Source organism: Sutcliffiella horikoshii, assembly GCF_044809035.1.
In the GTDB taxonomy this organism is placed as follows: domain Bacteria; phylum Bacillota; class Bacilli; order Bacillales; family Bacillaceae_I; genus Sutcliffiella_A; species Sutcliffiella_A horikoshii_G.
In genome coordinates, this window is sequence record NZ_CP085237.1 from 3,901,672 (window position 1) to 3,919,079 (window position 17,408).

Sequence of the window (17,408 nt, forward strand, 5' to 3'; positions counted from 1 at the left end):
GATGCTCAAGGGTAATTTTTGAGTGAAGATTGATTAAAGCAGCCTCTTTTGGCGTTCTGTTTCCGGTTACTTTATGTAAATATATGGATTATCAATAATTTGAATCGCTTATTTGACTATTTCGGCGGTTTATTTGTATAATTCACCTCATTTTTTGCATACTTCCTCCTTTGGGTTAAAGGGACAGGTAATTCAACTCATGTCTTGCCTAGTACATTGCTTGAATTCTAAAAGGGATACCCTAGATAGGTATCCCTTTCTTCATGATGTCCCATCTACATCTATTCTCTTAACGAGACGAAACATGCTCTTCCAACCGATCCCACGTTTCTTTGATACCATGCTCCATTCCCATTTCCACTACGGTCTTTAAAGCCTCCGGAGATTCATACTCCGCGCGGTTTATCAGCTTTGTCTTACCATCATGCTCCTCAAACATCAAGGTAGATAACGTTCGGTTGTCATTAACAATCCTCCACCTTCATATTTTTCATCACGTTTTCCCAGGCTACATGGGTAATTCTTCTCTTGGCGGCGGCCTCTCATTTCTCCTTCTTACTATTCGGTGGCCCCCTTTCATATCCTTCTTTTTCGAGGTTCTTTTCTCAAACAATGCACTATTCTATTGAAGCAATAAAGGGTCACATAACCTGTCCCTCGACTCTCCTACACCCCTTTTCATGCACCTTTCCAGAACTTGTCTCATAGAATATTTTAATAGATTAGTATTTTTTAGGAGGAGTTCGTTTGATGATACGCAAGTATAGCGTTAAGCAGGAGTCAGCCGGTTTGACTGATAATGTTGCTAGGGTCCTCAGTAATGAGAGGGAGCATAGGAAGTGCCCGTCGGAGAATTTTGTGGAAACGCATAAGTTTCAAGGGTTCGGTGAGAACGAGACAGGTAACATTCCGCTTACTTTTACTATTAACGCGGGTGATGAGTATGTTTTATTTGAGGATTTTACAGAAAATCATAATAAAACTTACTTTCAGGTTGGGAGTCCTTCGTTAGGCCCGGAATTCCTTGATAATAATTTGCTTGTGAGGGTAACGACCGACTCTTCGGAGACACCTTTTGAATACAACCTCCCACTCTCACAAACGCGGGCATTTCAATTGGAAAATGTACGTCGGATATCGGTGCAACTTAATAATCTACCAATCTTTTTTCAACGAGAAATCAGCTTTTATCTAGAAAAGACATTTTGTATCTCATGTTCAGAAGGAGGTATTGGCAATGTCATGTAAAGACTGTCGAATGAAATATTGCAGGAAGGCACTAGGTTCCATGAGGTCCCAGGGAGTCAGTCCTAATGGTCACCATAAAAAACCAAAATGCATAGAAAATAGATGTGAAGTGGAAACCCATAAGGTCCGAGGAAACGGCGAGAACTTAACCGGAAACATTCCAATCAATATATTGGTTCCAGCTTTTAGAGAGGAGTTGGTTGTGTTTGAGGATTATACGAAAAACCACAATAAAACCTTCCTCCAGCTTTCGGTAGAGCCAGCCCCACCTGATAATACATTTAGGGTTCTGGATGTAAGAATTTATACTAGGGATTCCGATGAACCTATCGATATCCGCCTTACTACAAACCCATTTGGACCTGAATTCTCCGGTATTCCAAGAGGGATTCAAGTGGGAAATTTTGTCCGACTCACAGTTACCAATACGTTTGAAGGTCCAAGCATTTTACAAGTTTATATGGAAAAAACATTCTGCATTTGTTGCAGAGAAAGAGTGAGCAAGAATGAAAAAGGATAGCCATATTGAAAATCATTTTGTGCAAGGCAGCGGGTTTAACCAAACCGGTAACATCCCTCTCCTCTTCCCCATCCGGCCAAACCAAGCTGAGATCATTTTCTCGGATGAAACCCCAAACCACAATCAAACTCTGATTCAAATTAGATCTGTTGCCGTAGACCCTTTTCCTCCATTTCCACTTCAAGTTTTCATTTTCACAAAAAGGGTCGCTCCCCCGATTGTTGCAGAAACAGATGCCAACACAAGAGCATTTCAAGTAGAAGACTTCTTTTTCCTCGCCATCGTTTTCCAAGACGAAGTCGGTGAACGTCAAGCCGCAGCTGAAGTGTTTATTCAGAAAACTTTTTGCATTGATTGTTAGGTGGTGAGGGAACGGGACGGTGGATACCTTTGATAAAAGAAACTGCTGATCTGCCCTTTGACTATTTTTTAAAAAAGACATCTAAAACCAGATAATTCCTTTATAGTTAAAGAGAATAGGTCTACCATATTTAAACCAAAGAAAGAAGGGTAGATAAGACGAGAGGAAATTCCTATGTATTAATACTGACTTTAATAGTATGTATCGCTCTATTTTTCTTTTCTAGCACTCCTATCTATATAAAAAGCGTACTAATCTTCTTCTCGGCATTGCTATTCTTCCCTGGATTCAGAGAAAAACTTACACAAGATCGTTTTAGGAAGGTAAAGGTAGCTTTGCTAACTTCTATGTTATTACCAGTAGCCTTTATAATCGATCTATTTCTGTCGGTGCCTCCGCTATTTTCTTTATGGTAGACGAAATTGCTAAAGGGATATCCCATAAAACATGGTTAAAGGGAGAGGTTTCTTAATGGTACGAAAGAGGAAACCTCCTTAGTCGATCTTTTATGAAACTAACTTTAAACCAGTAACACCCACAATAATTAATATCAAACTAAAAACACGTGAGCCGTTTCTTGATTCACCAAAGAAAACCATGTTTATCACTACAGCCCCTGCTGTACCTATACCTATCCATACTGCATAGGCAATACTTAATTGAAGATAGGAAAATGCCTGATATAACAAGAAAAACGACATTCCAAAACCACCGAGGAACAACGCTCCCGTTTTTAGGTTTTTCTTTGTACTGAATAACTTCAATCCGATTACACCAACGATTTCACTTATTGCCGCGAACGTAACAAATAACCAACCCATTTTACTGCATCCCTTCCTCTGTTTTATTGTCAGCCAGCTTCAAACCAATAACTCCTGCCACCAGTACGCCAATAAAAAATAGTTTCATCAAATCTATGCTTCCTTCAAACAGGAAATAATCCATTAGTACAGTTCCAATAGAGCCCACTCCGGCAAATACTGCATACACCGTTCCCGTGGGCAGTCCTTCACATGCTTTAGCCAAAAAATAAAAATCAATGATGATTACTAAAATGACAAGCACCCAATTCCATGCCGTTTGTGCTGTACTAAAGCCAAAAACCCACACCATTTCCAATGCGCAGGTGATCAGTACATATATCCAATATTTATTCATAAAGATTCTCCTCTTTGTAATAATATGAATGACGTTCATTCATTTTTATCAAAATAAAAAACACACTTCACGGGCGTAAAGCATGCTTCAAGAATTCAAGTAATTCTGCCTTATGCTTTTGCTCATTTACTGCCTCATACTCATTGAATAAAAATACCTGCTCAGCAGCAGATTCAATTAACCCAAGCAATAATTGTGAGGTTCTGGCAGGATCTACAGAATCCCTTATTAAATGACGCTTTTGATTCTCTTTTAAAATAGAAGCAACCAAATCGTATAGAGGATAATAAATGGTTTCCCACTTGCTAATATGCTCTGTGGTAGAAATCCCCGCATAAACAAGAGCCGAAACATCACGAAATTCCGCGGTTACCTGAAAAATAGCATCCACCAATTGATCAAGTTGTTCCTTTAAAGATGCGTCTGTTGAAACATCCTTTTTAATTTGTTCCATGAACTTTAATACGATTTGCTCTGCTATTGCAGGCATCACAGAAAGTTTGGAAGGAAAATACAAGTAAAACGTCCCTTGCGCAATTTCTGCTCTTTTCACAATATCTGAAATCTTGGTTCTTTCAATGCCTTTTTCCTTAAATACTTCAATCGAAGCCTGGACAATCTTTTCTTTTTTATCCAATACAATGCCCTCCAATCATTAATGACTGAATATCATTCATTTTATCCGGAGAGAAACTGTTTGTCAAGGATGGCGTTCGTTATGTAGCCTGTATTTACGTATTTATGTATTAGGCTAACCCATCAAGCAAGTATAGTTTACGAGGAAAGGTCCATACCTTTCTTAAAATAAAATACTATAAGGGATACCTATGTATCCCCTAATACTCAGTGTTTCTTCCAAAATATATTCTCTTAACGAGACGAAACATGCTCTTCCAAACGATCCCAAGTTTCTTTAATGCCATGCTCCATTCCCATTTCCAACACCGTCTTCAAAGCTTCTGGAGATTCATACTCCGCGCGATTTACAAGCCTTGTCTTGCCGTCATGCTCCTCAAACGACAATGTGGATAATGTTGCAGGCATTTCCGAAGACTCATTGCCCTCTGCATCTGAAAAATAATCGATATATTCGATTTTTTCATTCGGAACAATTTTTTTGTAAACTGCTTTTCCCCAAGACTCAAATCCAAAAAAGTCGCCTTGGCTCTCATCCACACATTTCATGCAATAATGCCAAACGCCACCTTCTCTAAAGTCCAGATCACAAACTGTCAGCTCCCAGCCACGCGGTCCCCACCATTGCCTTAGATGCTCTGCTTCTGAAAAAACTTTAAATAAAACGTCTTTAGGGGCATTGAATTCACGCTCTAAAACCAGTACGTTTCCTTCCACTTTTGAGATCATTTTGGTTGTCATATAACGGTCCTCCATCAATTTTGGCATTACGCTACATGAAGAACGGCATATAAGAGGAGGTTTGTCCAAACCTTTCCTTCTCATATCGGCATTTCTTCTCCCTTACTATTCGGCACCGCTCTTTAATATCCTTCTTTTTCTAGCCGTTCATATCTACTCAACACATCAAATAAAAACTCTCGATTAAACCCTGTTTTCTCATATATCCGTTCCACCCAATCCTCTACCCTTATCAAGGCTGGATCCTCTATGATTCCTTCTGTTGTACTCAAGAAGCTATTCCAATTATAAAATTCCCAATGAGCAATTTCCTTTTTGTAGGGAAGTCGACACTCAAGTAGAGGCTTTGGTTGAATCGAGTTCTGGCATATTTCCGCTGCCTTTAAAAAATAGTCCATTTCCACCGGTTTGGTCTCGTAATGCTGGCGAGAGACTTTCCCGTTAGGACGATGGTAAAGAATCTCGACCTGTTCCTTGTTTGGAAAGACCTGAATATCGGCCGCCGGAAAAAAACCACTAAGCTTTTCTGACGTAAAATTCTTACCTTCCTTAATAAGAATTGGAGAAAGCCATTGGTCACCTAAGTCACATAAGTAACGATCTCCCTCCTCATCTACAACCATCACACCCACATGGGCATCGTCTGTTCCAATATCATGGCCGATTGGATAAGCTGTTATTCCTTCTTTTCTAAATGCATCCAAAAGCCAAATGGCAAGATCATAACAATTCCCAGTGACACCCAACACCTCTCTATCCTCTTTCATTTGTGAAACAGAACGTTGTTTCGGCTTGTTTACTTGAGCATGATACACCCACATTTTTGTCAAAGTTTCCATCGGATAGGTCGAAAATCTGTCCCAGATGGAACGAATATAGATTGGTGGCTGCATGGCTGTACACCTGTCCTTTCTTAATTCAGCTAAGTTCCATTAAAACTAATTTAACAAAAAAATAAACATTGCAGGGAAATCAAAGGAATATAAAAAAACAGCCCAGAGTTTCTGAACTGTTTTTTCATCAATTTATTACTTCTTCTTCCTGTGCCTTCGAGAAAAACCATCCTCCTGCTGCAATCAGAAGCAAGACTACGTAGAACGTTACTTTCCACTCTGTGGATTTTGGGAACGTTTCAGGTAAGATGCCTAATTGAGGATGCGCTAATGTGTATACGAGGAGTTTCACCCCGACCCAACCGACAATGAGGAATGCTGCAATTTCAAGACCCGGTCTAGATTTCAGTAAGGCAACGAATAAATTGGCTGCAAAACGCATAATTATTAGCCCTATCAATCCTCCAGCAAAAATCACCAGAAACTTCCCGCCGTCCAACCCTCCAATGGCAGGTAGCGGGGTATCCGGAAGTGTTACAGCTAGTGCAACGGCTGCTAGAATCGAGTCTACAGCAAAAGCGATGTCAGCTAACTCCACTTTAATTACAGTTCCCCAGAACCCAGCTTTCTTTTCCTTCTCTTTTTTTATCTTCTGTCTCTTAAAGACATATTTTCTAAGAATATGGTTCAGTGAAATGAAAAGAAGATAAATGGCACCGATTGCCTGTACTTGCCAAACATCCACTAAAAATGAAATGGCAAACAAAGAGCCAAATCGAAAAACGAACGCACCTGCTAGTCCGTAAAACAATGCTTTTTTGCGCTCTTTTTCTGGTAAGTGCTTTACCATGATTGCTAATACCAAGGCGTTATCTGCTGCTAAAAGCCCCTCAAGTGCTATAAGAAGCAATAAAACCCATGTATATTCCAATAATATGGATACATCCATCACTAATCCTCCTAACAGCTGTAGGCTTACGTATTTATGGTTTGCAACACCCGTAACTTTTAGTGATGGATGAATTAGGTATCCAAAATTTTTTTAAGAAGAAAATATCTATTTCTCACCTTCCATATTAGGATAGCTATGCTTACTATTATTTATTTTTTCTAATCTGCCTCTAAAAAACGTATCATGAAACTCTTCTATGCGGAAGGGGATGATTGGGGTTAAGTATGGTACGCCAACAGAGCGACGGGAAACCATGTAAATAATCAAAATGGTTGTCCCAATAATCACGCCAGAGATTCCATAGAAATTTCCAATCCATAAAAATGCAAAACGGAGTGCATTGGTAGGGGCTGCCATCTGCTTGGAGGCAAATAAAAGGCTTGTTAAATAAGTTACGGCCACTAATATAAGGCTGAACGGGTGTATTATTTTTGCTGAAACTGCTGTTTCTCCAATTGCTATAGTAGCCAACAAAGAAACAAAAATAATCGCACTCTGTGGGATTCTAAAGATCGCATCAGCTAAAACTGTAAGTAAAAAAAATAAAACAATCATACTCCAAAACGGGGAAAGTAGCTCATCCCCCTTAAACAAAGTTTCAGCTACATTTTTGGGTAATTGATCAGAATAGAATTTAGACATGACAACATAAACGCTTGGGATATAAATCGTCATAATGAAGCTGATCAGCCTTATAAATCGAATACTAAAACGTCCCAGTTTCTGATTATATTCATCTGGAGCCTGGAGGGCAGATACAAATAAACCTGGTAAGATGATTCCATATGGATTCCCATCAACCATCACTACTACTTTTCCATCATATAAAGAGGAAGTAATCACATCAGGACGTTCGGTGTTCTCAGACATAGTAAATAAAAAATCCTTGGTTGGATTCTCCATCGCTTCTTCAATTAGTTTTGCCTCTAATACATAGTTAACTTTCAGGTTATCTATACGCCGCCTAACTTCAGTTAAAACATCTTGGTCCACGACACCTTGGATGTACAGTATAGAAATGGCAGTTTTAGAAAGCCCTCCGATATCCATAGAGTCTATGCAAAAATTAGAAGTTCTTATCATGCCGCGCAATAAACCGATATTTGTATCGAGCTTTTCTGTTAAGCCTACCATACCACCACGCGGAGAACGCTCGCTTACCACCTGCTCCAAACTTCTCTCTTTCCTCTGAGCATTCTTGGCAATGATCCCCTTAGAATATCCTTCTATTAGCATGATCGTATTTCCGTTTAAAAGAGCATCTGTCAGTTCATTTAATGTGCTTGCTATATTGATGCCGGCAGTTTTAACGATTTTTTGAGCCACATTTTCCACCAAGAAATCGTCCCACTCTAATTCACCATCAAACGCTAAAAGAGGTTCAATAATATTGGTCTCAATTTTATCAGTATCAGCAATTTCTTCCATATACATGAGAGTAACATATACAGTATTTTCGGTGCCCATTTGCAACTTTCTAATGGAAAGGGATGATGTATGGTGAAAACTTTTTTGAAGGTCTTTGATATTCTCTTCAAAATCTGTATGAATGGAATTATACATGTCAATCAATCACCTTGCATATATTAGTATATTTTCCCTTTAAAAGGAAAATGTTAGATCGTTAACTAATATGCACGAATGAGGTGAAACTATACTAACTGATTAGTCTAACTCTATTGAGCTTATTTTAATTTCAGAATTTGTATCACATTCAATATAACGTCAAGTTCTTGACTTATGGTGATGGTTGTATCACTATCAAGACCATTTTCTTTGTATGATTGATATAATTTTTCCCTCAAGGTTTCTACTAGATTTTCCAGTTTTTCTTTTGGCATCGTAACTAATTTATTTTGCATAATTGCTCGTCTCGTTTCTTTGAATAATATAAGGCTAAAGTTGTTTAACAATTTAAGGCTATTTATAATAATGTTATAAAAATAATTTCAGGTGGGTTTGAGGGCTTATGAATCTTGATCAAATAAAATATATCTTAGAGGTAGCAAAAGAGAGATCTTTAACAAGGGCAGCTATTAATTTGCACGTGTCCACACCCGCTATCAGTAAATCCATCTCTCAGCTTGAAAAAGAACTGGGAATAACCATTTTCCATCGCTTTCGTCAGGGGACCGTTCCCACGACAGAGGGAAGAAAGATTATTAATAGCGGACTTGAAATATTATCGATTTTGGATGAACTACAAAAAGAATTAACACCAGAAATTAAATCTAAGACACTCAAAATAGGATGCGGACCATCTTTGACCTACGTAATTTATGATGCCTATCTGCTTTTTAAAGAAGAAAATAGCCATGTTCAAATAGAGATTATTGAAATGGACCAAGATGAGATCTTGAAAGCATTAAAATACAAAGAAATAGACATAGCATTCTCCCCTTTTGATATAGAAGAGCTAAAAAATGCAAATATGCAGGATTCAATGGTTTTTGACTTAATTTATACAGGGCATGCATGTGTATATGTTAGCAAGCATTCCAGTCTCTATCACAAGGATATAATCTATACAGAAGACATCAAGGATGAAAAAGTGGTCCTCTATAACTCTAAACGAGCACAACTCCTGAATGAAAAGTTTTTAAAAAACGTACAACCTTTCCTTACTTCTAATAACATCGAGGTTTTAAGGACATCTGTTTTAGATGGACACGCTATTTGTATTATTTATGATTTTTCATTCAAAAATCACTCAGATGTAAAGAATGGGAATTTAGCTGCCATTCCTTTGGGAAATCCTAACCTAATAAATTTTGATTTCTGGGCAATTCGCCACAACAATGTTGAAACTTCTAATGAAGTCAGCGATTTTCAGCACAAGGTAATCAAGTTGCTTCGAGCTTGATCATATTTAACTCTTATCTTTAAACACGATTTACATTAATTATCAAACGACTACAATTATAAGCTCTCAACTAATTAATGTAAATTCAACAAAAATAAACATTAGTTAACTTTTGGTTAATCTATTAAGGTGCTAAAATCGACTTACTAGGTTTAACCTCCCTCTTCTCAAAAAAAATTCTCCTCATATATATAGAAGTAAATTGATTTTTGAGGAGCGAAGTACATGGCTATTAAACCACTTGCGCTTCAAAATGGCGATACAATTGGTTTGGTTACTTTAGGGAGTCCACTTGCTGCGACTACGATAAATACACGGGTGCAAATTTTGCGGGATATGGGGTTTAACGTTGTTTTTGGAAAGTACGTGTACTCTATTGATGGGATTGTGTCCGCTCCTGCTGACAAAAGGGCTGAGGATCTTATGGATATGTTTAAGAATCCTAATGTGAAACTGATCCTTGCGACACGCGGCGGGACAGGTGTACAAGGGATTCTTCCTTATCTTGATTTTGATGTGATTGGGGAAAACCCTAAGTTGATTTCAGGATACAGTGATATCACCGTCCTTTTGAATAGCCTTTATCAGTATAGTGATCTTATTACGTTTCACAGCCTGATGCTCATTGATTTTCGAGCGGAAACTCCCTCTTACAATTTCAATCAATTTTTTGCAGCGACTTCTACATTCACCTCTCCGCGTGCCCTTATCAATCCACCGGAAGTTGTGCGAATGGGGATAAATCCTGGAAATGTGACAGGGCCTATCGTTGGAGGAAATATCACTTCCATCGTTAATACGCTCGGCACGCCGTATGAAGTCGATACAAAAGGTAAAATTTTGTTTCTGGAGGACACCCATACACCGGCCAACATGATACTTCGTTACTTTACCCAACTGTCGATGGGAGGAAAATTCAACGATTGCCTCGGCATCATCATGGGGGAATGCACGAATTGTCCGGTGGCGTATAACACTTCCTACGCAGACCTCATTAATTCAGTTCTCGTTCCTACTAGGAAGCCATTGATCACCAACTTCGCTACAGGCCATGGCAGGTTTAAGGCCGCTATACCGATAGGAGCTACCGTTAATATGAACGCTACGAATAATACAATAACAGTGATGGAGCCGGCGGTGTCGTGGAGATAGAGATGAGTCTGGGGAGAAGGAAGGAGGTGTGGGGATAGCGCATTTTATGGTAACCAGAGCGGTTTTAGATGTAAATATATGGACTATCGATAATTTGAACAGGTTTTTTGTATAATTCACCGGTTTTTTTGTATACTTTAGGTCTTTTTTTATCTAATTCCTTTCGCTTTTTGTATATTTACCTTTTGCTAGCTAGCATGGACCCTCTATGCAACCTCATCATTATCTCAAAATACCATGCCAAAATAGTCGATGTTTGTCATACCCCTCTCACTCCTTATTCCAAGCGATGAAAAATAATTCTGAACAAACGTTTGATTAAAATTTACTATCCAAAAATAATTACATACTTAATGGTGTTGTAGAGGCAAACACCATGATTCACCTACAGTTTTCCTTAAAATAAATTAAAATCACTCTTGTTTGGGTACGATAAGCCTCAAATGGAGGGATTTACTATGAAGAAGATAATCTTATTTTCATGTATAGCTTGTTTCCTATTGATAGGGTATCAACCTGCTTCATCATCAATGGCCACACAGATAACAACCCAACAAGTACCAAGTTACGCAAAATGGGGACAACTTGCAATGAAACGGACGAAGGAAACCTATCCAAAAGCGGAGATTGTGGACTATTCACATCTGGGCAGACAGGAAGGGCCGATATTAACAACGGAAAAATTCAGGTTATGGTTAAAAGGAGAGGACAAAGAGTTCGGGGTTAACGTGACGATTAGTTTTTATAATGATACGGAGATGGTTAAAGAGGTTAAATTGGAGGAAATTAAGCGAAAAGCAAAGGGTAAAAAGCGTAGATAGTGGATTGCATACTATGAAAAAAGCCCTAGGTTAAAGCACGCAATTAACCTAGGGCTTTCTCATTTAGTGACCTAGCTGCAGAATCACCCAGCTCACACCTTCTTCAACATCCAATTTATCTCTTCTTTATTAAACTCCACGTACCCTTGCATCTCCCCCACTCTTTTGTTTGGTGGTAATCGGGATGCTTGCGATTTTTAAGATAGAGATAAAAACCTCATACCCCATCTCTCCTCCTACATCTTCAGGCGGTGCGTTTCCTTCGCCGTCCGTACAGATTGGATAGTTGACGGTGTAATCTTTTATGACGTCTTCCACTTCAATTGTGTGCTTCCAATCATCGCCGAAATCATAATTGTACACAATTTTGCTCCCTGTAAAATCCTTCAGTTTATACCCGTGCTCCATTTTCATAGGGACGGCTCCTTGATAGGAAAAGGCTTCCTCATGACAAACCAAGTTAAGGCTAGGTTTTTCCTCCCATCCAGAACCACCTTGTTTCTTTTCAAAAATTTCAAAGTCATGAATATGGCTGTTTTGCCAAGAGAAAGCAGTCTGTAAAACGTCACGCAGCTTAGAAAAAGTAATACCAGAGGGAACAGTAATCCGTCTCCAAACAGAACGCTTATGAAGCTAATCTTGCCACTAACTTCCGGTCTTTAGTTTTGACATACACCATTGCGGATGTAGCCTGCATAAGGTTCTCCTTTTTTATCGTGTTGCCTTGATTTTAACATAGGAAGAGGGGCATTGTGCCTGTCCCCTTTTCCCACAAAAAAGAGGCGCACACCTCTGGACGCCTCTTCCCTTTATCTAATTCTCTTTCACTTCTCTACGATTTTTCTTAAACATCTTCGACAATACTTCATACACAATCGGTACAATGATAAGCGTCAACAGTGTTGAACTTGTCAGTCCACCAATAACGGTAATTCCGAGTCCTTTGGAAATCAGGCCTCCACCACCGTCGATTGCTAGTGGGATCAGTGCTCCGATGGTTGCGATAGCTGTCATAAGGATTGGGCGTAAGCGGGTTGCGCCTGCTTCCAGGATGGCTTCGCGCATGGTCAATCCGTCACGTTCCATGTGGATGATCCGGTCGACTAATACGATCGCGTTCGTTACAACGATACCAATCAACATGAGTAGTCCCATCATAACTGGAACAGAAATCGTCTCTCCTGCAAGCAACAGGCCGACAAAGGCACCGATTACGGCGAATGGTAAGGAGAACAAGATCGCAAATGGTGCGACCCCTTCACCGAATGTCACAACTAGGATGAAGTAAACAATCGCGATGGCTGCAAGCATGGCAAGCCCGAGCTGCGTGAATGTTTCTTGCATGTCTGCTGTCACTCCGGCAACTTCCATCGTTACGCCGTTTGGCAGATCTACGTCGCTGATCGCTTCGTCCACTTCTGCCGTTGCTTTGGAAACGTCATCGCCAATGACCGTTCCGCTGACAGAAGCGTAGTATTCGCCTTTTGATCTTGCCAGGGTATTCAGCGTGGTGCCTTCTTCTACTTCCACAAGCTCTGATAGAGGCATCGTGGTTCCCATAGCTGTTGGCACTTCTGTTGCTAATAATTCTTCAATCGATTTTGGCTGCTCTTGTTGCTCTTGTTTTACAATCACATCAAGGGTTTTGCCGTCTTTTTCTACATTTGTCAACACTTCTTCAAATTGCGGGCTAAGCATCATCACGATTTGACCTGCTGTCAGTCCGTATTGAAGCAACTCATCCTGACTGACCTTCAGAGTATGCTCGACATAGGCTTCCTCAGCAGTCGACGAAACATTTTCGAGAGAATCTGTTCCGCTCATCGCGTCTTCCATCTTTTTCACAGTTTCATTCAAATCATCAAGATTTTCACTGGAAAATGTATAGCTGATCTCGTTGGATGCCATGGCTCCAGTGGTGAAGTTTTGGCTTTTCCATTCACCGGATTGACCGATGTTGAACACATAGTCTTCCACTTCGGTTCTTGCTTCAGGGAAGTTTTCCATGTCAGCGTCAAAGATAAGGTACATTAACACACCGTCAGAGCCGCCGCCCATCATGGCCATTTGTTCATTGGCACCGTCTGTGACAGACAGCTGGACAATGTTGATATCGTCCCGTTCCATCATGGCTTTTTCGACTTCTTCTACATTCGCGAGGGTCTCATCTTTTAGCTCCCCAGCTTCTGGTGTGTACGTTAAGTACATCACTTTTTCTTCTTCGCTACCTAAAAAGCTGAACCCGATAAGCGGCGTCAGTCCAAGACTTCCGACCAATAATACAACCGCGATAATGGATGTAATAATTTTATGGTTCAAGGACCAATTCAAGGCACCTTTGTACCAATTTGCAAGCTTGCCTACTTCTTTATGGCCGCTTTCTGTTTTTTCGCTATAAAGCTTTTTCCTGAAAAGGAAGTGCGACATCGCCGGAACGATGGTTACTGCCACGATTAAGGACGCTCCAAGCGCGAAAGTCATCGTTAGGGCGAACGGCATGAACAGCTCTCCAACCATTCCGCCAACGAAGATCAGCGGTGCAAAAACAGCAACCGTTACGAGCGTTGAGGAAAGAATAGGCTTGAACATTTCAAGCGTTGCTTCCCGGACAAGTGCGCGTCCTGTTAATTTTTCTTCCTTCAGATGCAATCTGCGGTATATATTTTCCACCACAACGATGGAGTCATCGATCACACGTCCTATTGCGACCGTCACCGCACCAAGCGTCATGATGTTCAATGTGATTTCCATCCAGTTTAATAGTAAAAATGCAATGAAAATCGACACTGGGATGGAAACGATGGAAATAAGGGTGGATTTGATATCCCTTAAGAATAACAGGATGATCAAGATGGCAATGGCCCCACCAAACAACGCTTTTTCCACCATCGTTGTAACGGATTTCTCGATTGGTTCTCCTTGATCAAGGGTCACATCAACTACTAAACCATCGATACGTTTTTCTTCTTCTTCCATTAATGCTTTTACTTCATTTACGACATCCACCGTGTTTGCTTGCGGATGCTTCAATACTTGGATCGCAATGGCGTCTGCTCCGTTCGTTCTGGAGACAGATTCCACTTTACCGATCACTTCGATCTCAGCAATATCACTTAATTTTACAAAAGGAACTTGAACCGTTTCGGAAGGAGTAACAGGAATCAGCATTTCCTCTAGTTCCGCTGCGGTCATGAATTTCCCATCGACGGAAACTGCTTCCTCTCCCTCTTCAAATTCGTAAAGTCCTAAGGAAACGTCCATGTTGCTTGCTTGGATCATTTGTTTGACATCATCTTCGGTTAACCCGAGTTCTGTCATACGTTCTGTGTTATAGCGAAGCTCGACTTCTTCTATATGCTGTCCGGCAATGGTCGCGGACGCAACGCCTTCAAGCTTTTGAATCTTCGGAAGCAATGATTCTTCCACCGTTGCCGAAAGTTCCACGATATCCTCTGTTTCACTGCTTGCACTTAATGCAACAACAGGCATCATATTCATGCTGATCGAGGTAACCATCGGTTCTTGGGCACCCTCAGGCAGTTCCACATCAGCCAATGCAGATGCTAACGCCCGCTTTGCCTCATCCATATCTGTTCCATATTCATATTCAATCTGTAAGTTTGCCATGTTGGAATACGAGTTGGAATAAACAGCTTTCACATTGTCTAACCCTTCCGCCACCTGCTCAAGCGGGATCGAGACATCCTCCATCACGGTTTCTGGTGTAGCTCCAGGATAAACATCCATCACCATTAAAAATGGGATCGAGATATCTGGAATCGTTTCCGTTTTCATCTTTGTACCGGAATAAATTCCAGCTACAGTAATAATAATTGTGAGTAACCATACTGCCAGTTTATTTCTTATTGCAAAATTGACTAACCCTCTCACGGTTGCACCTACCCTTTTATTGACTTTATATACTCCATTTCATATAATAATGACTATCCGGTCATATGTCAACGAATTAGTATAGGAGAAATTACATGTCTAAAAAACAACTAATCATGGAAAAAGCGACAGAGCTTTTCGCCAAACAAGGCTTTGAAGCCACTTCCATTCAGCAAATCACGGAGCAATGCGGCATATCTAAGGGGTCTTTCTACCTGTCTTTTAAATCAAAAGACGAGCTGATCACAGAGATGCTTGACCACTTTTTCATGGAGGTAACGGTCGAAACTGACCAGTTAGTCAATTTAGGAAAAAATGATCCCAATTTACTTTATAAATTCTATAAATTAATGTTTCATTTCTTTGCAAAACACGCCGATTTTGCAAAAGTTCTTATAAAAGAAATGCCCCATTCTTTGAACCAGGAGTTATTGTTGAAATCCCGGGCCTATGATGTCCAGACGTCCAAGAATATTTTGGACATGGTCGAGAGTATCTATGGGGACAGAGTTCAGGCAACCAAGTTTGACCTTGTTTATTGTGTGAAGGGCTTTTTGCGGATTTATTCGGAGCTGTTTCTTTTCTACAAGGTGGAGTTGGATATGGATTTACTGTGTCAGTCGCTTGTGGAAAAAACGGATAGCTTAGCAAAGCATTCTAACATTCCGTTTATTACGGAGGAGCTGGAGTTTTATTTGAAAAATGCAGATAAAATCGGGGATTCTGATTCTAAGGAAGAAGTTCTTGCTTTGATTGATAAGCAGGCAGGGGAAATGGAAGATCCTGTGGTTAGGGAATCTTTGGATATGTTGCGGGAGGACATTTTGGAGCCTTCGCTGCCGCTTGCCGTTCGGAGAGGGTTGATTGAGAATGTGCGGGTGCATGCTGATGGGAAGTGGCTGGCGTTGGTGTTGGATAGGTGGTTTGGGTTTTAGGGTGTAGGTTTTAGGGACAGGGACAGGCACCGCGCCCCAGTTTGGGGTACGGCCTGTCCCTGTGCAAACCTTGTGTCCCGACAGCCCTTGTTTATTCAAATGTCCGAAGATTTTTGAAAGTTTTTGTATACTTTTCCCCTTTATTTGACTAATTCATCCAGTTTTTCGAATAATTCACTTCACTGATCTAACTTAGAGCTCTCTTTAAACTGCCAGCTGGAATTTAAATTGCTTACATTCATCATTCCTGTTACACCCTCTCGAATACTGTATCTATATAACTTCTTCCAGTGTTGGAATGGATGTAATAGCCCCTACTTTTGTACAAACCAATGCACCTACTTTATTACTGAATAAGATAATCTCTTTAAGAAGTTGAAAATCTTCCAGTATCTTTTCAGCGTTATTCCCTTTGGAAAATTGAAAAAGTGCGGCTCCCACAAATGCATCACCTGCTCCAGTCGAATCAATGGAATCTACAGGAATACTAGGTATAGTTTCTTGCTTCTTTCTGTTTGAGATCAATGTGCCTCTTTTCCCCAATGTTATGGCTACTATTTTTGCTCCCAGTGCATGAAGGATTTGCACACCGCTTTCAAGCTCCTCGGTACCTGTGATGATTTTTAATTCCTCTTCACTGACTTTCACAAAATCAGCCAATGAGATTCCTTGTTTCACTAAATCGACAAAAATACTTTCTCTTCCTTTCCAAAGATCCAACCGATAGTTTGGATCAAAGGATATAAACTGTCCCCTTTCTTTTGCCGATCGCAAGGAGTTATAGTAGGTGGTTCTGAAAGGTTCCTCCAATAGAGCGGTTGCCGAACCGAAATGTAGGATGGAAGCTTGCTCCATTTTGTCTTGATCAAGTTCCTCCTCCAATAAAAGAGCATCTGCCCCCCGATTAAAAACAAAGTCTCTTTCACCATTTTTCTTTAATGACACAAAGGCCAATGTTGTCGGGTTGATTTTATCCAATACAAGCATCGACGTATCTACCTTTACCTCGTCCAATGTATTTTTCAGAAAGTGTCCAAATGGATCATTCCCCACCTTTCCGCTGAACAGCGCATATCCTCCCAATTTCACAATGGTCGCACATACATTGGCAGGAGCTCCCCCTGCTTGCTTTTCAAAGTTTTTCCCTCTTTCTAAATCAATGTCCACGTCTGTACAGAAAAAATCTATCAGTAGCTCTCCCATACAAATGACCGAAGTATTTTCACCCATTAAAAGATCCACCTTTCCATCCATAATTGAAAAGCTCTAATCAAAATTTCGATTAGAGCCCTTCTTT

The 17,408-nt window shown here is 40.3% G+C and carries 17 protein-coding genes and 2 pseudogenes; 7 read left to right on the forward strand and 12 right to left on the reverse strand.

Translation table 11 applies throughout. The annotated features are described in order from the left end of the window. Positions 1-289: 289 nt before the first annotated feature. Positions 290-469: pseudogene (locus tag LG307_RS20085) on the reverse strand (SRPBCC domain-containing protein); the annotation flags it as partial. Positions 470-750: 281 nt separating this feature from the next. Between LG307_RS20085 and LG307_RS20090 the strand changes: the two are divergent. The 3 genes from LG307_RS20090 to LG307_RS20100 are packed head-to-tail and all read left to right on the forward strand — an operon-like array spanning position 751 to position 2,129. Then, the gene (locus LG307_RS20090) at positions 751-1,248 is read left to right on the forward strand and encodes a hypothetical protein (protein ID WP_404445760.1); all 498 of its coding nucleotides are present in this window, start codon (positions 751-753) and stop codon (positions 1,246-1,248) included. Further along, complete coding sequence (locus tag LG307_RS20095; RefSeq protein ID WP_404445763.1) at positions 1,238-1,768, forward strand: exosporium protein D; 531 nt, start codon at positions 1,238-1,240, stop codon at positions 1,766-1,768. The genes LG307_RS20090 and LG307_RS20095 overlap by 11 nt, the downstream gene beginning before the upstream one ends. Next, entirely contained in the window at positions 1,755-2,129 is a 375-nt protein-coding gene (locus LG307_RS20100) for a hypothetical protein (RefSeq protein WP_404445765.1), read from the forward strand. The genes LG307_RS20095 and LG307_RS20100 overlap by 14 nt, the downstream gene beginning before the upstream one ends. Positions 2,130-2,635: 506 nt before the next feature. Here LG307_RS20100 and LG307_RS20105 read toward each other — a convergent pair. The 8 genes from LG307_RS20105 to LG307_RS20140 all read right to left on the reverse strand — a co-directional run bounded on the left by LG307_RS20105 (position 2,636) and on the right by LG307_RS20140 (position 8,311). Then, on the reverse strand, positions 2,636-2,950 hold the full coding sequence (locus tag LG307_RS20105; RefSeq protein ID WP_404445768.1) for a DMT family transporter: 315 nt from the start codon (positions 2,948-2,950) through the stop codon (positions 2,636-2,638). A gap of 1 nt (position 2,951) precedes the next feature. Continuing rightward, positions 2,952-3,287, reverse strand: coding sequence for a DMT family transporter (locus LG307_RS20110; protein WP_404445771.1), 336 nt, complete (start codon positions 3,285-3,287; stop codon positions 2,952-2,954). A gap of 67 nt (positions 3,288-3,354) precedes the next feature. Continuing rightward, positions 3,355-3,924, reverse strand: coding sequence for a TetR family transcriptional regulator (locus tag LG307_RS20115; protein ID WP_404445774.1), 570 nt, complete (start codon positions 3,922-3,924; stop codon positions 3,355-3,357). Positions 3,925-4,157: 233 nt separating this feature from the next. Then, a complete protein-coding gene (locus LG307_RS20120; protein ID WP_404445776.1) occupies positions 4,158-4,664 on the reverse strand; it encodes an SRPBCC domain-containing protein in 507 nt (168 codons plus the stop codon). Positions 4,665-4,786: 122 nt separating this feature from the next. Continuing rightward, positions 4,787-5,557 (reverse strand): hypothetical protein, encoded by a 771-nt coding sequence (locus LG307_RS20125; RefSeq protein WP_404445779.1) that lies wholly within the window; start codon positions 5,555-5,557, stop codon positions 4,787-4,789. 127 nt (positions 5,558-5,684) lie between these two features. Next, the gene (locus LG307_RS20130) at positions 5,685-6,446 is read right to left on the reverse strand and encodes a TerC family protein (RefSeq protein WP_404445782.1); all 762 of its coding nucleotides are present in this window, start codon (positions 6,444-6,446) and stop codon (positions 5,685-5,687) included. A gap of 108 nt (positions 6,447-6,554) precedes the next feature. Beyond that, entirely contained in the window at positions 6,555-8,012 is a 1,458-nt protein-coding gene (locus tag LG307_RS20135; protein ID WP_404445784.1) for a spore germination protein, read from the reverse strand. A 122-nt stretch (positions 8,013-8,134) separates the two neighbouring features. Then, positions 8,135-8,311, reverse strand: coding sequence for a Spo0E family sporulation regulatory protein-aspartic acid phosphatase (locus tag LG307_RS20140; RefSeq protein ID WP_404445787.1), 177 nt, complete (start codon positions 8,309-8,311; stop codon positions 8,135-8,137). A 107-nt stretch (positions 8,312-8,418) separates the two neighbouring features. On the opposite strand from LG307_RS20140, the gene LG307_RS20145 reads away from it, so the two are divergent. The 3 genes from LG307_RS20145 (at position 8,419) to LG307_RS20155 (ending at position 11,285) form a co-directional block, all read left to right on the forward strand. Then, positions 8,419-9,312 carry a LysR family transcriptional regulator gene (locus LG307_RS20145; protein ID WP_404445790.1) on the forward strand — a complete coding sequence of 298 codons (894 nt, stop codon included), beginning with the start codon at positions 8,419-8,421 and terminating at the stop codon, positions 9,310-9,312. Between the two features lie 225 nt (positions 9,313-9,537). Beyond that, positions 9,538-10,464, forward strand: a complete 927-nt coding sequence (locus tag LG307_RS20150; protein WP_404445793.1) for an LD-carboxypeptidase — start codon at positions 9,538-9,540, stop codon at positions 10,462-10,464. 458 nt (positions 10,465-10,922) lie between these two features. Beyond that, positions 10,923-11,285, forward strand: a complete 363-nt coding sequence (locus LG307_RS20155) for a DUF3889 domain-containing protein (protein ID WP_404445796.1) — start codon at positions 10,923-10,925, stop codon at positions 11,283-11,285. A 129-nt stretch (positions 11,286-11,414) separates the two neighbouring features. Here the strand turns inward: LG307_RS20155 and LG307_RS20160 are convergent. Further along, a pseudogene (locus LG307_RS20160) lies at positions 11,415-11,900 on the reverse strand (plasmid pRiA4b ORF-3 family protein); the annotation flags it as partial. A 198-nt stretch (positions 11,901-12,098) separates the two neighbouring features. Beyond that, complete coding sequence (locus tag LG307_RS20165) at positions 12,099-15,176, reverse strand: efflux RND transporter permease subunit (protein WP_404445798.1); 3,078 nt, start codon at positions 15,174-15,176, stop codon at positions 12,099-12,101. A 95-nt stretch (positions 15,177-15,271) separates the two neighbouring features. Between LG307_RS20165 and LG307_RS20170 the strand changes: the two genes are divergently transcribed. Then, positions 15,272-16,111, forward strand: coding sequence for a TetR/AcrR family transcriptional regulator (locus LG307_RS20170; RefSeq protein ID WP_404445800.1), 840 nt, complete (start codon positions 15,272-15,274; stop codon positions 16,109-16,111). 273 nt (positions 16,112-16,384) lie between these two features. Here the strand turns inward: LG307_RS20170 and LG307_RS20175 are convergent, their stop codons facing one another. After that, the gene (locus tag LG307_RS20175) at positions 16,385-17,341 is read right to left on the reverse strand and encodes a carbohydrate kinase (protein WP_404445803.1); all 957 of its coding nucleotides are present in this window, start codon (positions 17,339-17,341) and stop codon (positions 16,385-16,387) included. Positions 17,342-17,408: the final 67 nt, after the last annotated feature.

What these genes read in the sequence shown, in the direction of transcription:
- LG307_RS20105 (WP_404445768.1), bottom strand. Translation starts at nt 2,950, where the DNA reads ATGGGTTGGTTATTTGTTACGTTCGCGGCAATAAGTGAAATCGTTGGT.
- LG307_RS20100 (WP_404445765.1), top strand. Translation starts at nt 1,755, where the DNA reads ATGAAAAAGGATAGCCATATTGAAAATCATTTTGTGCAAGGCAGCGGG.
- LG307_RS20110 (WP_404445771.1), bottom strand. Translation starts at nt 3,287, where the DNA reads ATGAATAAATATTGGATATATGTACTGATCACCTGCGCATTGGAAATG.
- LG307_RS20125 (WP_404445779.1), bottom strand. Translation starts at nt 5,557, where the DNA reads ATGCAGCCACCAATCTATATTCGTTCCATCTGGGACAGATTTTCGACC.
- LG307_RS20090 (WP_404445760.1), top strand. Translation starts at nt 751, where the DNA reads ATGATACGCAAGTATAGCGTTAAGCAGGAGTCAGCCGGTTTGACTGAT.
- LG307_RS20145 (WP_404445790.1), top strand. Translation starts at nt 8,419, where the DNA reads ATGAATCTTGATCAAATAAAATATATCTTAGAGGTAGCAAAAGAGAGA.
- LG307_RS20130 (WP_404445782.1), bottom strand. Translation starts at nt 6,446, where the DNA reads ATGGATGTATCCATATTATTGGAATATACATGGGTTTTATTGCTTCTT.
- LG307_RS20150 (WP_404445793.1), top strand. Translation starts at nt 9,538, where the DNA reads ATGGCTATTAAACCACTTGCGCTTCAAAATGGCGATACAATTGGTTTG.
- LG307_RS20120 (WP_404445776.1), bottom strand. Translation starts at nt 4,664, where the DNA reads ATGACAACCAAAATGATCTCAAAAGTGGAAGGAAACGTACTGGTTTTA.
- LG307_RS20170 (WP_404445800.1), top strand. Translation starts at nt 15,272, where the DNA reads ATGTCTAAAAAACAACTAATCATGGAAAAAGCGACAGAGCTTTTCGCC.
- LG307_RS20155 (WP_404445796.1), top strand. Translation starts at nt 10,923, where the DNA reads ATGAAGAAGATAATCTTATTTTCATGTATAGCTTGTTTCCTATTGATA.
- LG307_RS20175 (WP_404445803.1), bottom strand. Translation starts at nt 17,341, where the DNA reads ATGGGTGAAAATACTTCGGTCATTTGTATGGGAGAGCTACTGATAGAT.
- LG307_RS20135 (WP_404445784.1), bottom strand. Translation starts at nt 8,012, where the DNA reads ATGTATAATTCCATTCATACAGATTTTGAAGAGAATATCAAAGACCTT.
- LG307_RS20140 (WP_404445787.1), bottom strand. Translation starts at nt 8,311, where the DNA reads ATGCAAAATAAATTAGTTACGATGCCAAAAGAAAAACTGGAAAATCTA.
- LG307_RS20095 (WP_404445763.1), top strand. Translation starts at nt 1,238, where the DNA reads ATGTCATGTAAAGACTGTCGAATGAAATATTGCAGGAAGGCACTAGGT.